Below are 13,487 nucleotides of genomic sequence, written 5' to 3'. Positions count from 1 at the left end.
ACACGCCAATGACCAAGTGGGACAAGTCCAAGCTGCCGAGCCGCCATGTGACGGTCGGCCCCGAGCGCGCGCCGCATCGCAGCTACTACTTCGCGATGGGCATGACGCGCGAGGAGATCGAGAGCCCGCTGGTCGGCGTGGCCTCCTGCTGGAATGAGGCCGCCCCCTGCAACATCGCGCTCTCTCGCCAGGCGCAGGCGGCGAAGCGCGGCGTGGCCGCGGCCGGCGGCGCACCGCGCGAGTTCACCACCATCACCGTGACCGATGGCATCGCCATGGGCCACCAGGGGATGAAGTCCTCGCTGGTCAGCCGCGAGGTCATCGCCGATTCCGTCGAGCTCACCATGCGCGGTCATTGCTATGACGCGCTGGTGGGTGTCGCCGGCTGCGACAAGACGCTGCCGGGCATGATGATGGTGATGTGCCGCCTGAACGTGCCCTCCGTCTTCCTCTATGGCGGGTCCATCATGCCGGGCCGCCATCGCGGCCGCGACGTGACCGTGCTCGACGTCTTCGAGGCGGTCGGCCAGCACGCGGCGGGCAACATGTCCGACGAGGAGCTGAAGGAGCTGGAAGAGCATGCCTGCCCGGGTGCGGGCGCCTGCGGCGGCCAGTTCACCGCCAACACCATGGCCTGCATCTCGGAAGTCATCGGCCTCGCCTTGCCCTATTCGGCCGGCGCGCCGGCGCCCGACACCGAGCGCGACGAATACGCCTACAAGTCCGGCTTCCAGGTGGTGGACCTGATCCGCAAGCAGCTCCGCCCGCGGGACATCGTGACGCGCAAGGCGCTGGAGAATGCGGCGCGCATCGTGGGCGCCACGGGTGGCTCCACCAATGCCGCGCTGCACCTGCCCGCCATCGCCAATGAGTGCGGCATCGACTTCCCGCTGGAGGAGGTGGCCCGCCTGATGCGCGACACGCCGCACATCGCCGACCTCAAGCCCGGCGGCAAGTATGTGGCGCTGGACGTGCACAACATCGGCGGCATCCCGGTCATCATCAAGGCGCTGCTTGATGGCGGCCTGCTGCATGGCGACGCCATGACCGTCACCGGCAAGACGCTGGCCGAGAACCACAAGGACGTGGTCTTCCCGACCAACCAGGATGTGGTGCGCCCCGTCTCCCACCCGATCAGCAAGATCGGCGGCGTGGTGAGCCTCTTCGGCAACCTGGCGCCCGATGGCGGCATCGTGAAGATCGCCGGCATGGAGAAGCTGCGCTTCGAGGGCACGGCCCTGTGCTTCGACTGCGAGGAGGATGCCTTCGCCGCGGTGGACCAGCGCGCCTACAAGCCGGGCGACGTCATCGTCATCCGCTACGAGGGCCCGAAGGGCGGCCCCGGCATGCGCGAGATGCTCTCCACCACCAGCGCCATCTACGGCCAGGGCATGGGCGACAAGGTGGCGCTCATCACCGATGGCCGCTTCTCCGGCGCCACGCGTGGCTTCTGCATCGGCCATGTGGGTCCCGAGGCGGCGGTGGGCGGCCCCATCGGCCTGCTGCAGAACGGCGACAAGATCGTGATCGACGCCGAGAAGGGCACGATCGACGTGCTGCTCTCCGATGAGGAGCTGGCGAAGCGCCGGGCCGAGTGGAAGCCGCGCGGGCATAACTTCAATTCGGGCGTGCTGTGGAAGTACGCCCAGACGGTGGGCCCGGCCCGCCAGGGTGCGGTGACGCAGCCCGGCGCCAAGGCCGAGACACACATCTACGCTGATATCTGAGCGGGCTCGCTTAACCGTTTTTTGGCTTTTCCCTGCCAGTTTTGGAAAGGAGGTCGGATCCCCCGGCCTCCTTTCGAGCAAAGGGAAAACCCCCAATGACGATGAACTCGGTTCAGACCAATGTCGGTGCGATGGTGGCGCTGCAGTCGCTCAACCGCACCAATGAGGAAATGGCGGCGACGCAAAAGCGCATCTCCACCGGCTTTCGCGTCTCCGATGCGAAGGATGACGGCGCGGCCTATGCCGTGGCCCAGCGCGTCCGCGGCGACATCGCAGGCCTCGGCGCCGCGAATGAGCAGCTCGGCTCCACCAAGGGCCTGCTGGAGACCACTCTCGGCGCGCTGAACGAGGCCTCCAAGAACCTCACCAAGATCCGTGAGACGCTGACCAAGCTCTCCTCGGACACGCTGAGCACCTCGGACCGCGAGACCTACACCAAGGATTTCGAGAACCTGGTCAACCAGACCAACCGGGCGCTGGGCGATGCCAGCTACAATGGCCGCAGCCTCCTGGGTTCGCAGGACTCCAACAAGAATGCCACGAGCACCGCGCAGAACACGGGCGTGGTCCGCAACGAGCGCGGCAACACGCTGAACATCACCGGCGTGGATGCCTCGACGCTGACCTTCGACACGCGCGTCGCCACCGGCGGCCGTGACATCGCCGGCACCTTCGAGGAGCCCGAGGCCTTCGTCTTCAACGCCGGCACCGCGATGACCTCGGAGCAGGCGCGCGTCATGCTGGGCAATGGCGATGCCAGCGCCACGGGTCCGCTGGCGGACACGATCGCGGCCTATGGCGACGAGGCGAATTTCGGCGGCGGCGCGGCAGCGTCGAACATCAAGACCTTCGCCACGGTGGAGCTGGCGCTGAACACCGCGCTGTCCAAGTTCGGCGCCGATGCGCGCGACATTGACGGCGCGCTGAGCACCAACCGCCAGAAGATGGACTCCATGGAAAGCGGCCTCGGCTCGCTCGTGGATGCCGATCTGGCGAAGGAAAGCGCCCGCCTGCAGGCGCTGCAGATCCGCCAGCAGCTCGGCACGCAGTCGCTCTCCATCGCGAACCAGGCGCCGCAGGCCCTGCTCTCGCTCTTCCGCTGATTTCCAGCGCCCACGGGCCGGCAAAACGCCGCCCGGCTCCCTTCCTGTCCTGACCAGAGGCCTTCATGCTCGCAGACACCGCGCCCCGCCCCGATGCCGCCGCCGCCTATCGCCAGCGCCGCACGCCCCGTCAGATGGAGGCCGAGGTCTTCGTGCGCGCCAATCGCAGCATCCGCGAGGCGCTGGCCGAGCAGAGCCCGACGGCCCTTGCCCGCGCGCGGGCCGATAATCGCCGCTTGTGGGATGTGGTGCTGGGCCTCGTGATGGACCCCGCCAACCAGTTGCCGGCGCCGCTGCGCAGCCAGGTCGCCTCTCTCGCCCATGCCGTGCTGCGCGAATGCGAGAGCGATGCGGCCGATCTCCAGTTCATTTCCGAAATGAATGACGCCATCGCGGGTGGCCTCTGGAGCTGATGTCCGACTGACGGCTAATTTTGGCTGTCAGCCCCGCTTGACGTTTTCCTGCCATCTTGGAAGAGGTTCGCCATGGACCGCACCGAGATCGCGAGCCACAGGGGGGGCGCCTTCCTTTGGCCTGAGAACAGCCTGCTTGCCTTTCGCAAGGCACTCACCTGGCCCGCCGAACAGATCGAATTCGATGTGCATGCGAGCGCGGAAGGCGAGCCCGTCGTCATCCATGACGCCACGCTGGACCGCACGACCGATGGCTCGGGCCCCGTCGCGGGACTTTCCTGGGCGGAGCTGCAACGGCTGCGCGTGAAGGGGACGGGCGGCGAATGCCTGCCGCATCTGAGCGAGGTCGCGGCCCTGATCGGCCCCTCGGCGCAGCGCCTGCGCCTCGAGGTGAAGGCCGACCCGGAGAAGCGCCCCTATCCGGGCCTCGTCGCGCGCTGCGGCCGGCTGCTGGACAGCCTGGGCCTCAAGCCCCGCACCATCATGATGAGCTTCGAGCGCCCTTCGGTGGCGGAAGCCTCCGCCATCGGCGGGTTCGAGCAAGTGGTCTGGCTCGTGGATGGCCCGACGCTGCACGGCACCCCGGTGGCCGATCTGGTGCGCGAATGCCAGGCGCTGGGCGCGACCGAGATCGGCGTGCATGTGAAGGGCGCCAGCAAGTCGCTGCGCGATGCGCTGCGGGCGGAGGGGCTGCGGCTTTCCGTCTGGGGCGCCAATCACGGCGAGACGATTCACCGCGCGCTCCTGCTTGGGGTGGATGTCCTGGCCACCGATGACCCACCGCTGGCGATCGAGTTGCGGCGCGACGCCACGCCGTTGCGCTGACCGGCCGCGGCAGGCGGTGGGCGTGGGTGCCGGCGAATGAAGTGCCGGCTTGCCGCGGCGCGTCGCTCTGGGGGATGATGGGGGGCCACCAGAACAACGAGCCCGCGGGCGAGGAAGCAGCCAGGTGATCCCCAACACGAACATCCCCAGTCTGGATTTCGGTCTCGGCGAGGAGATCGACGCGCTGCGCGACAGCGTGCGCGGCTTCGCGACGGACCGCGTGGCGCCCATCGCGGCCGAGATCGACCGCACCGACGAATTCCCGCGCTTCCTCTGGCCGGAGATGGGGGCGCTCGGCCTGCACGGGATCACGGTGGATGAGGAGCATGGCGGGGCGGGCATGGGCTACCTCGCGCATTGCGTCGCCGTCGAGGAAGTCAGCCGCGCTTCCGCCAGCGTGGGCCTCAGCTATGGCGCGCATTCCAACCTTTGCGTGAACCAGCTCGCCCGCAACGGCAATGCGGCGCAGAAGGCGAAATACCTGCCCAAGCTCATCAGCGGGGAGCATCTGGGCGGGCTTGCGATGAGCGAGCCGGGGGCGGGCTCGGACGTGGTGTCCATGAAGCTCAGGGCCGAGAAGCGCGGCGACCGCTACGTGCTGAACGGCACGAAGATGTGGATCACCAACGCGCATTATGCCGAGACGCTGATCGTCTATGCCAAGACCGATCCGGAAGCGGGGCCGAAGGGGATCACCGCCTTCATCGTCGAGCGCGGCATGAAGGGTTTCACGCCGGCGCAGAAGCTCGACAAGCTCGGCATGCGCGGCTCGCCCACCTCGGAGCTCGTCTTCGAGGATTGCGAGGTGCCGGAGGAGAATGTCCTGGGCGCCGTGAATGGCGGCGTGCGCGTGCTGATGTCGGGCCTGGACTACGAACGCGCGGTGCTGGCCGCGGGGCCCTTGGGCATCATGCAGGCCTGTCTCGATGTCGTGGTGCCCTACATCCATGAGCGCAAGCAGTTCGGCCAGGCGATCGGCGAGTTCCAGTTCATCCAGGGCAAGGTCGCGGACATGTACACGCGCTTCAACGCGGCGCGCGCCTATGTCTATGCGGTGGCGCGCGCCTGCGATGCGGGCAAGACGACGCGCAAGGATGCAGCGGGTGCGATCCTGTTTGCCGCCGAGGAGGCGACGCGGGCCGCGCTGGACGCCATCCAGATCCTGGGCGGCAATGGCTACATCAACGAGTATCCGACGGGCCGGCTGCTGCGCGATGCGAAGCTCTATGAGATCGGCGCGGGGACCAGTGAGATCCGCCGCCTGCTGATCGGCCGGGAGTTGTTCCGTGAAACGGCGTGAGACCCACATGAATCCGAAGCTGCAGGAAACCGGGTTTCCTGCCGGGGCGCTTGAGGGGCGGAGCCCCTCAAGATGACCAGCATCAACCCCCGCAGCGAGGAATTCCGCGCCAACGCCGCCGCCATGCAGGCGCTGCTCGATCAGCTCGCCGCCCGCACGGCCGAAGCCGCGCTGGGCGGCAGTGAGGCCGCGCGCGCCAAGCACACCGCCCGCGGCAAGCTCTTGCCGCGCCAGCGTGTCGAGCGGCTGCTCGACCCCGGCGCGCCCTTCCTGGAGCTCTCGCCGCTGGCCGCGAACGGGATGTATGGCGGCGAGGTGCCAGGGGGCGGCGTCATCACCGGCATCGGCACCGTCTCGGGCCGCGCCTGCGTGATCGTTGCCAATGACGCGACGGTGAAGGGCGGCAGCTATTATCCGCTGACCGTGAAGAAGCATCTGCGCGCGCAGGAAGTGGCGGCGCAGAACAACCTGCCCTGCCTCTATCTGGTGGACAGCGGCGGGGCCAACCTGCCGAACCAGGACGAGATCTTCCCGGACCGCGAGCATTTCGGCCGCATCTTCTTCAACCAGGCGAACATGTCGGCTGCCGGCATCCCGCAGATCGCGGCGGTGATGGGCAGTTGCACCGCCGGCGGCGCCTATGTGCCGGCGATGTGCGACGAGGCGGTCATCGTCCGCAACCAGGGCACCATCTTCCTGGGCGGCCCGCCGCTGGTGAAGGCGGCGACCGGCGAGGTGGTGAGCGCCGAGGATCTCGGCGGCGGCGATGTGCACACGCGCCTCTCCGGCGTGGCGGATCACCTGGCCATGGATGACATGCACGCGCTGGGGCTGGTGCGGCGCATCGTCTCCAACCTCAACGCCAAGGCGCCCCCCGCGCCACCGTATGCGCCCGTGGCACCCGCCTACGCGCCGGAGGAGCTGAACGGAATCATCCCCCGCGATGTCCGCCAGCCCTATGACGTGCGCGACGTGATCGCGCGCATCGTGGACGGGTCCGAACTCGATGAGTTCAAGCCGCGCTACGGCACCACGCTGGTCACGGGCTTCGCGCGCATCTGGGGCATGCCGGTCGGCATCATCGCCAATAACGGCATCCTGTTCAGCGAGAGCGCGCAGAAGGGCGCGCATTTCATCGAGCTGTGCTGCCAGCGGAACGTCCCGCTGCTGTTTCTGCAGAACATCTCGGGCTTCATGGTGGGCCGCAAATACGAGACGGGCGGCATCGCGAAGGATGGTGCCAAGCTGGTGACGGCGGTCGCCACCGCGCAGGTGCCCAAGATCACGGTCATCATCGGCGGCAGCTTCGGCGCGGGGAATTACGGCATGTGCGGCCGCGCCTACAGCCCGCGCTTCCTCTTCGCCTGGCCCAACGCGCGGATTTCCGTGATGGGCGGCGAGCAGGCGGCGAGCGTGCTGGCCACGCTGCGGCGGGACAATCTGGAAGCCGCCGGCAAGGCCTGGAGCGCCGAGGAGGAGGACGCCTTCAAGGCGCCGATCCGCGAGAAATACGAGCGGGAAGGGGACCCCTACTACGCGACGGCGCGCCTCTGGGATGACGGCATCATCGCGCCCGCCATGACGCGGGATGTGCTGGGCCTCGCCTTCAACGCGGCGCTGCATGCGCCGATCCCGGCCACGAAATTCGGCCTGTTCCGGATGTGATGGTGATGTTCAGCAAGATCCTCATCGCCAATCGCGGCGAGATCGCCGTTCGCATCATCCGCACGGCGCGGCGGATGGGCATCGCCACCGTGGCGGTGTTCAGCGAGGCCGATGCCAAGGCCCTGCATGTGCGCGACGCGGATGAGGCCTATGCGATCGGCCCGGCGCCAGCCGCGCAATCCTATCTGCGCGGCGAGGTCATCCTGGAGGTCGCGCGGCGCAGCGGCGCGCAGGCGATCCATCCCGGCTATGGCTTCCTCTCCGAGAACGCCGGTTTCGCGGAAGCCTGCGCCGCCGCCGGCGTCGCCTTCATCGGCCCGCCGGCATCCGCCATTCGCGCCATGGGCAGCAAGGCCGAAAGCAAGCGCCTGATGGTGGCGGCCGGCGTGCCGACCGTGCCCGGCTATCATGGCGAGGCGCAGGATGAGGCGACACTCGCGGCCGAGGCGGAGCGCATCGGCTTCCCCGTGCTGATCAAGGCGAGTGCGGGCGGTGGCGGCAAGGGCATGCGCCCCGTCTACGCGCCCGAGGACTTCGCTGCCGAACTGGCTGGCGCCCGGCGCGAGGCGCTGGCTGCCTTCGGCGATGACCGCGTGCTGATCGAGAAATACCTCCAGCGCCCGCGCCATGTGGAGGTGCAGGTCTTCGGCGACGGCCATGGCCGGGTGACCCACCTGCACACGCGCGACTGCTCGGTCCAGCGCCGCCACCAGAAGGTGCTGGAGGAGGCGCCGGCGCCCGACCTTTCCGACCGCCTGCGCGCCCAACTGCACGAGGCGGCCGAGAATGCGGCGCGCGCCGTGGGCTACACCAATGCCGGCACGGTGGAATTCGTCGTCGAGGGCGAGCACGCCTATTTCCTGGAGATGAACACCCGCCTCCAGGTGGAGCATCCGGTGACGGAGATGGCGACGGGGCTCGACCTGGTGGAGTGGCAGCTCCGCGTGGCCGCCGGTGAGGCGCTGCCCGCGCATTGGCCGCCCCCCGCGCAAGGCCACGCCGTCGAGGTGCGCATCTATGCCGAGGAGCCGGAGCAGGATTTCCGCCCCGCCGCCGGCCGCCTGCTCAAGTTCGGGCTAAATCCGCCCGGCCTGGACCAGCGCTTCGACGCGGGCTTCGAGGCGGGCGACAGCGTCACCACCTTCTATGATCCCATGCTGGCGAAACTCATCGCCTGGGGGCCGGATCGCGCCGCCGCGCTGACCCGCCTGGCCGAGGGGCTGGCCCGGCTGGAGATCGAGGGCCTCGGCAATAATGGGCGATTTCTGCGTCGCCTCGTCCGGCACCCGGCCCTGCGCGCGGCGGAGCTGGACACGGGCTTCATCGCCCGCCACGCCGAGGGGCTGCTCGCGCCGCCCGAGGCCGCGCCGGAGCGCGTGCTGATCGCCGCCGCCGCGGGCGGATTGGCGCGGGCTGGGCACGGCATGGGGGAGGGCGTCCGGCCTTGTTCCCCCTGGGCCAGCGCGCGGGGCTGGCGCTTGCAGGGCGAGGCGGAGATCGTCCAGCTCTGGGATGACGGCGTGGCCCCTCGCCGCGTCACCCTCGCCTGGCAGGGACGCGGCTTTCGTGTCGCCATCGGGGAGGGCGCGCCGCGCGCCGTCGCGATCGGCGGCAAGGGTGAGGCGCTGGCCCTGCTGGAGGGCGATGCGTCGGAGGCCTTCAGCCATCTCGATGAAGCCGATGGCTGCACCATCCGCATGGCCGGCGAAAGCTGGCGCCTTTACCGGCGTGACCCCTATGCGCCCGCCAGCGAGGATGCGGCGGGGGAGAGCCGCCTCTCAGCGCCCATTCCGGGCCGGGTGGTGAAGCTGCTGGTCGGCGTGGGCGATGCGGTGGCCAAGGGGCAATTGCTGGCCGTGCTGGAGGCGATGAAGACCGAGATCAAGGTCACCGCCCCACGGGATGGTGTGGTGGCGCATCTCGGCTGCGCCGAGGGTGAAAACATCGAGGAAGGTGTCGAAATTCTGAGCCTTGCCATGGGGGAAACTCCGCAAACTCTGTGACTTTTCGGAAAAATACAACCATAAGGACCCATGCTGAGGCTGCGATTCATCCCCTGGTCGCTATTGCATGTTTTTCAGGCGGCATAACATGCCCGCCGGGTCGGATGGGCCTGCAATGATCGCCGGATGAGCGGTCAAGCGGTCCCGTCCGTGGGAAAAGGGGATTGTGATGATGGTGTCTGAGCAGGAAGCTCCGGCCGTCGCGGCTGTACCGCGCCGCCCGCCGGTGAATGTGATCAGTCTCTCGAAGGAAGAGGAAGGCCCGGTCAAGGGTGAGTTCTGGGCCCTGGCCCGCGCGCTCGGCCTGCTGATCGGGACGATCGTGGTGATCGGCTACATCATCGCCTGACGGCGTTCAGCCCGCGCGGCCGAGCAAGGGGCCGCGCAGGTTCAGGAATTCGCGGAAGGCGGCGACGAAGCCGCCGAGATCGGTGGGCGCCAGCGGCAGGCTGAGCGCCACCATCCCGCGGCGGGCCAGGTAGAAGCCGGCCTCCAGCATGTCCAGGAAGAACAATTCGCGGGCCTGCTCCTCCTCCGGGGTGGCGGCATAGGGCGTGTTGATGGCGCCGGCGCGGAAATGCGCCGTCATCATGCTGCCCGCGCCGGTGAACTGCATGGCGACCCCCGCCTCGGCGCAGAGGGCGTTGAGGTCGGCCCGGAGCTTTTCGCCGCGCTGGAACAGCGCCTCCACCACCTCGCCGCGGAACAGCTCGCCCAGGGCGACGCAGCCGGCGGCCATGGACCAGACATTGTTGTTGAAGGTGCCGGCATGGGGCAGGGCGCCGGGGCGATGCGCGTCGAACACATCCATGATCGCGGCGCGGCCGCCGAAGGCGCCGACATTCATGCCCCCCGCGATGTATTTGCCGAGCGTCGTCATGTCCGGGATCACGTTGTGGCGCTGCTGCAGCCCGCCCTCGCTGTGGCGGCTGGTCATCACCTCGTCGAAGATGAGGACCGCCCCGGTCTCGGTGCAGGCGGCGCGCAGGGCGGCCAGGAATTCGCGCGTGGCGGGAATGCAGCCGCCCGAGCCCAGCATGGGCTCGACCAGGACCGCGGCCAGCTTGTCACCCGCCTCGCGGATGGCGGCCACCGTGCCGTCCACGTCATTGTAGGTCATGAAGCGCGTGGGCACCGGCAGGTTCACGGGGCTCTGGCCGCTGGCGAAGGTCATGACGCCGCCATGATAGCCCCCCTTGGCCACCATGATCTCGGCGCGGCCGGTGAAGGCGCGGGCGGCGGAGAGGGCCATGATGTTGGCCTCGGTGCCGGAATTGGTGAAGCGCACGCGCTCGATCGAGGGCAAGCGGGCGCAGACCAGCTCGGCGAAGCGGATTTCGTTCGCCCCCGCGCCGGCCAGGTTGATGCCGGTGTCCATGGCCGCTCGGGCCGCGTCCAGGATGCGGCGCTCGCTATGACCGAAGAGGCCGGCGGTGTATTCGCCGAGCAGGTCCGTATAGGCGCGGCCGTCCGCGTCCCAGAGGCGCGCCCCTTCGCCGCGCGTCATGCTGATGGGGAAGGGCGACCAGAAGAGCACGGTGCGCGTGTTGCCGCCGGGCATGACGCGGCGTGCCGCCTCGTGCAGCGCGGCACTTTGCGGGCGCGCCGCGGCATAGGTGGCGCGGGCTTCGAGCAGCGCGCTCTCCAGGTCGGCATTGCGGGGCGGGGGGGCGTCGAGCGGGGGCATGGGGCAGCCTCCCGCAGGACTCCGCGCCGCGTCAATCGGGACTTGCCGGCGGGTGCGGGCGCGTGCTCCATCGCGATCTCGGCGAGGGGCATGCGGCATGCTGGTGGATGCGATCGTGGTGGGCGGCGGGCTGGTGGGAACGGCCATCGCCTGGGGCTTGCAGCGCGAGGGGCTCTCCACCGTGCTGCTGGATGAGGGGGACCTCGCCTTCCGCGCGAGCCGGGGGAATTTCGGGCTGGTCTGGGTGCAGTCCAAGGGGCTGGGCGCACCGCATTACCAGCGCTGGACCCGCGCCTCGGCCGAGGCCTGGGAGGGGCTGGCCGCCGAGCTTTCGGCGAAGACCGGCATGGATTGCGGGCTGCGCCAGCCGGGCGGCGTACATCTCTGCCTGAGCGAGAAGGAATTCGAGGACCGCGCCAACCGCATGGCGCGGATGAAGGCCGAGGCCGGAAACTATGCCTATGACTACCGCATGCTCGACGCGAAGGAGGTGCGGGACATGCTGCCGGGCCTCGGCGAGCGCGTCGTCGGCGCCTCCTGGACGCCCTATGACGGCCATGCCAACCCGTTGAACCTGCTGCATGCGCTGCACCGGGCATTGAAGGCGGCCGGCGGGCGCTATGTGCCGGAGGCAGGCGTCACCGGCGCCAGCGCCGCGCCGCGCGACTTCCGCGTGAGCACGCCCGCGGGCGACTTCGCAGCGCCCTGCATCGTGCTGGCGGCCGGGCTCGGCAATGCCAAGCTCGCGCCGCTCTTCGGCCTCGACGCCCCGGTCCGCCCGCAGCGTGGCCAGGTGCTGGTGACGGAGCGCACGCGGGAGGTGCTTCCCATCCCCACCACCTCGATTCGCCAGACGGATGACGGCACCCTCCTGCTCGGCGACAGCCAGGAGGAGGTCGGGTTCGACCTGCACCAGACGCAGGATGTGATGGCGATGATCGCCCAGCGCGCCGCCTGGTCCTTCCCCTGGATCGCGCGGCTGAACATCGTCCGCGCCTGGTCCGCGCTTCGCGTCATGGCCCCGGATGGCCTGCCGATCTACGATGAAAGCGAGGAATTCCCTGGCGCCTTCACGGCCAATTGCCATTCGGGCGTGACACTCGCCGCCGCCCATGCCCGCCTGTTCGCGCCGATGGTGGCGAAGGGCGCGCTGGAGCCGGGGATGGAGCTCTTCTCGGCGCGGCGTTTCGCAAGCTAGGTCACGGCCTTGGCGCGATCTTCGCGCTTTGCGGTCGCGCTCCGTTCCGTGTAGACAGCGCGGATGGACCGCAGAGATTTCCTGGCCGGGCTGTCGGCGCTCGTCGTCGCGTCCGGCACCGCACGCGCGCAGACCGCCGGCGCCGCCGCCCGCACCATGGTGGCCTCGCCCGAGGCGATGCAGCGCCTTTCGGTTCGGCTCATGCGGTTGGAGGAGGATGGGCTCGACCCGCGCTGGTACGGGCTGAACCCGGGCAACCAGGACGACCCCGCCGCCGTCACCCGCGCGGCCGCCGGCGCGGTCACCGACATCGTCCAGGGGCGCGTGGCCAGCCTGCCCGGCCGCGTGGACCTCCGGCGCGACGCCAACCCGGCCACGCTGAACCTCTGGGTCCAACGCATCGCCGAAGCGGCCGAACCCGCCGAGGTGATCGACCTCGCTTCCAATGCCACGCCCGACATGGCGATGCTCAAGCCCGCCCTGGCCGCGGCGCGCGCCCGCGCCACGGGGAGCTGGCCCGGCTTCCCCGTGGGCGGCCGGACACTCGAGCCCGGCGCCTTCGACGAGAGCCGCGTGGCGGCGCTCCGCGCCCGCCTGGTGCTGACCGACCCGCAGCTCGCCGCCAACCCCGGCAGCGGCGGCACCTATGACGAGCGCCTGCAGGCCGCCGTCCGCCGCTTCCAGACGGCGGTGGGCACCGAGCCCGATGCCCGCATCGGCGGCGCGACGCAGGCCGCGCTCAACCGCTCGCCCATGGCGACGGTGAGCCAGCTCCGCGTCGCGATCGACATGCGCCGCGCCCAGCCCGCCCTCTCCGCCGAGCGGCGGATTGACGTGAACATCCCCGACTACCGCCTCCGCATCCTGGAGGAGGGGCGCACCATCATGGACATGCTGGTGGTGGTGGGACGCCCCGCGCGCGCCACGCCCATGATCACGACGCGCATGACTTCGGTGCAGTTCAACCCCTCCTGGGGCGTGCCGCTGCGCAATGCGCGCGAGGACCTGCTGCCGCGCCTGCGTCGCGACCCGGCGGCGCTGCAGCAGCGGGGCTTCCGCATCTTCGGCCGCGTGGATGGCCAGGTGGTCGAGATCGACCCGACCACGGTGGATTGGCGCGCCATCAACCCGGACCGCTTCCCCTTCATCATCCGGCAGGATGCGGGCGACCTGAACGCGCTCGGCCGCATCAAGTTCAACATGCCGAACAATGACGACATCTACATGCACGACACGCCCGACCGGCACTACTTCCGCCGGGCGGATCGCGCGCAATCCTCGGGCTGCATCCGGCTGGAGCGCCCGATGGATTTCCTGATGGCGGCGCTGGAGGGCACGCCCGGCTGGGACCGCGAGCGGGTGGACCGCGTGCTCGCAACGCGCAACACTCACACCATCCCGCTGCGGCGCCAGCCGCCGGTTCGCCTGTTCTATTCAACCGTCACCGTGGAGGGCAGCGAGTTGCGAGTCCGACAGGATATCTACGGCCTGGACGAGGCTTATGCGCGGGCCATGGAAGCCCGCAACCGCCCGCCGGGCATTCCGATGGCGGCGGCGCAGGGCTGA

Annotated in this window: 11 protein-coding genes; 10 read left to right on the top strand and 1 reads right to left on the bottom strand. The window is 69.4% G+C overall.

Features of this window, described 5'->3' with window-relative positions; all coding sequences use genetic code 11:
• Positions 1-8 precede the first annotated feature (8 nt).
• The 8 genes from ilvD to ACQ860_RS02985 all read left to right on the top strand — a co-directional run bounded on the left by ilvD (position 9) and on the right by ACQ860_RS02985 (position 9,385).
• A complete protein-coding gene (gene ilvD, locus ACQ860_RS03020; RefSeq protein WP_431301933.1) occupies positions 9-1,727 on the top strand; it encodes a dihydroxy-acid dehydratase in 1,719 nt (572 codons plus the stop codon).
• A gap of 95 nt (positions 1,728-1,822) precedes the next feature.
• Positions 1,823-2,830, top strand: coding sequence for a flagellin (locus tag ACQ860_RS03015; protein ID WP_431301932.1), 1,008 nt, complete (start codon positions 1,823-1,825; stop codon positions 2,828-2,830).
• Between the two features lie 65 nt (positions 2,831-2,895).
• On the top strand, positions 2,896-3,243 hold the full coding sequence (locus ACQ860_RS03010) for a flagellar biosynthesis regulator FlaF (protein ID WP_431301931.1): 348 nt from the start codon (positions 2,896-2,898) through the stop codon (positions 3,241-3,243).
• 72 nt (positions 3,244-3,315) lie between these two features.
• Entirely contained in the window at positions 3,316-4,068 is a 753-nt protein-coding gene (locus ACQ860_RS03005; RefSeq protein WP_431301930.1) for a glycerophosphodiester phosphodiesterase, read from the top strand.
• A gap of 127 nt (positions 4,069-4,195) precedes the next feature.
• Positions 4,196-5,368, top strand: coding sequence for an isovaleryl-CoA dehydrogenase (locus ACQ860_RS03000; RefSeq protein WP_431305718.1), 1,173 nt, complete (start codon positions 4,196-4,198; stop codon positions 5,366-5,368).
• Between the two features lie 72 nt (positions 5,369-5,440).
• Positions 5,441-7,033 carry a carboxyl transferase domain-containing protein gene (locus ACQ860_RS02995; protein ID WP_431301929.1) on the top strand — a complete coding sequence of 531 codons (1,593 nt, stop codon included), beginning with the start codon at positions 5,441-5,443 and terminating at the stop codon, positions 7,031-7,033.
• 5 nt (positions 7,034-7,038) lie between these two features.
• Positions 7,039-9,036: a biotin carboxylase N-terminal domain-containing protein gene (locus ACQ860_RS02990; protein ID WP_431301928.1), complete on the top strand. Its 1,998-nt coding sequence runs from the start codon at positions 7,039-7,041 to the stop codon at positions 9,034-9,036.
• Between the two features lie 169 nt (positions 9,037-9,205).
• Positions 9,206-9,385, top strand: coding sequence for a hypothetical protein (locus tag ACQ860_RS02985; RefSeq protein ID WP_431301927.1), 180 nt, complete (start codon positions 9,206-9,208; stop codon positions 9,383-9,385).
• A 6-nt stretch (positions 9,386-9,391) separates the two neighbouring features.
• Here the strand turns inward: ACQ860_RS02985 and ACQ860_RS02980 are convergent, their stop codons facing one another.
• Positions 9,392-10,723 carry an aspartate aminotransferase family protein gene (locus tag ACQ860_RS02980; protein WP_431301926.1) on the bottom strand — a complete coding sequence of 444 codons (1,332 nt, stop codon included), beginning with the start codon at positions 10,721-10,723 and terminating at the stop codon, positions 9,392-9,394.
• 97 nt (positions 10,724-10,820) lie between these two features.
• Between ACQ860_RS02980 and ACQ860_RS02975 the strand changes: the two genes are divergently transcribed.
• Complete coding sequence (locus tag ACQ860_RS02975; RefSeq protein ID WP_431301925.1) at positions 10,821-11,921, top strand: NAD(P)/FAD-dependent oxidoreductase; 1,101 nt, start codon at positions 10,821-10,823, stop codon at positions 11,919-11,921.
• A 63-nt stretch (positions 11,922-11,984) separates the two neighbouring features.
• Positions 11,985-13,487, top strand: a complete 1,503-nt coding sequence (locus tag ACQ860_RS02970) for a L,D-transpeptidase family protein (RefSeq protein ID WP_431301924.1) — start codon at positions 11,985-11,987, stop codon at positions 13,485-13,487.

The sequence above is a fragment of the Sediminicoccus sp. BL-A-41-H5 genome (assembly GCF_050632405.1).
Taxonomy (GTDB): Bacteria; Pseudomonadota; Alphaproteobacteria; order Acetobacterales; family Acetobacteraceae; genus Roseococcus.
The sequence above is the reverse complement of the archived record's forward strand: the minus strand, read 5'-3'. Positions and strand labels throughout refer to the sequence as shown.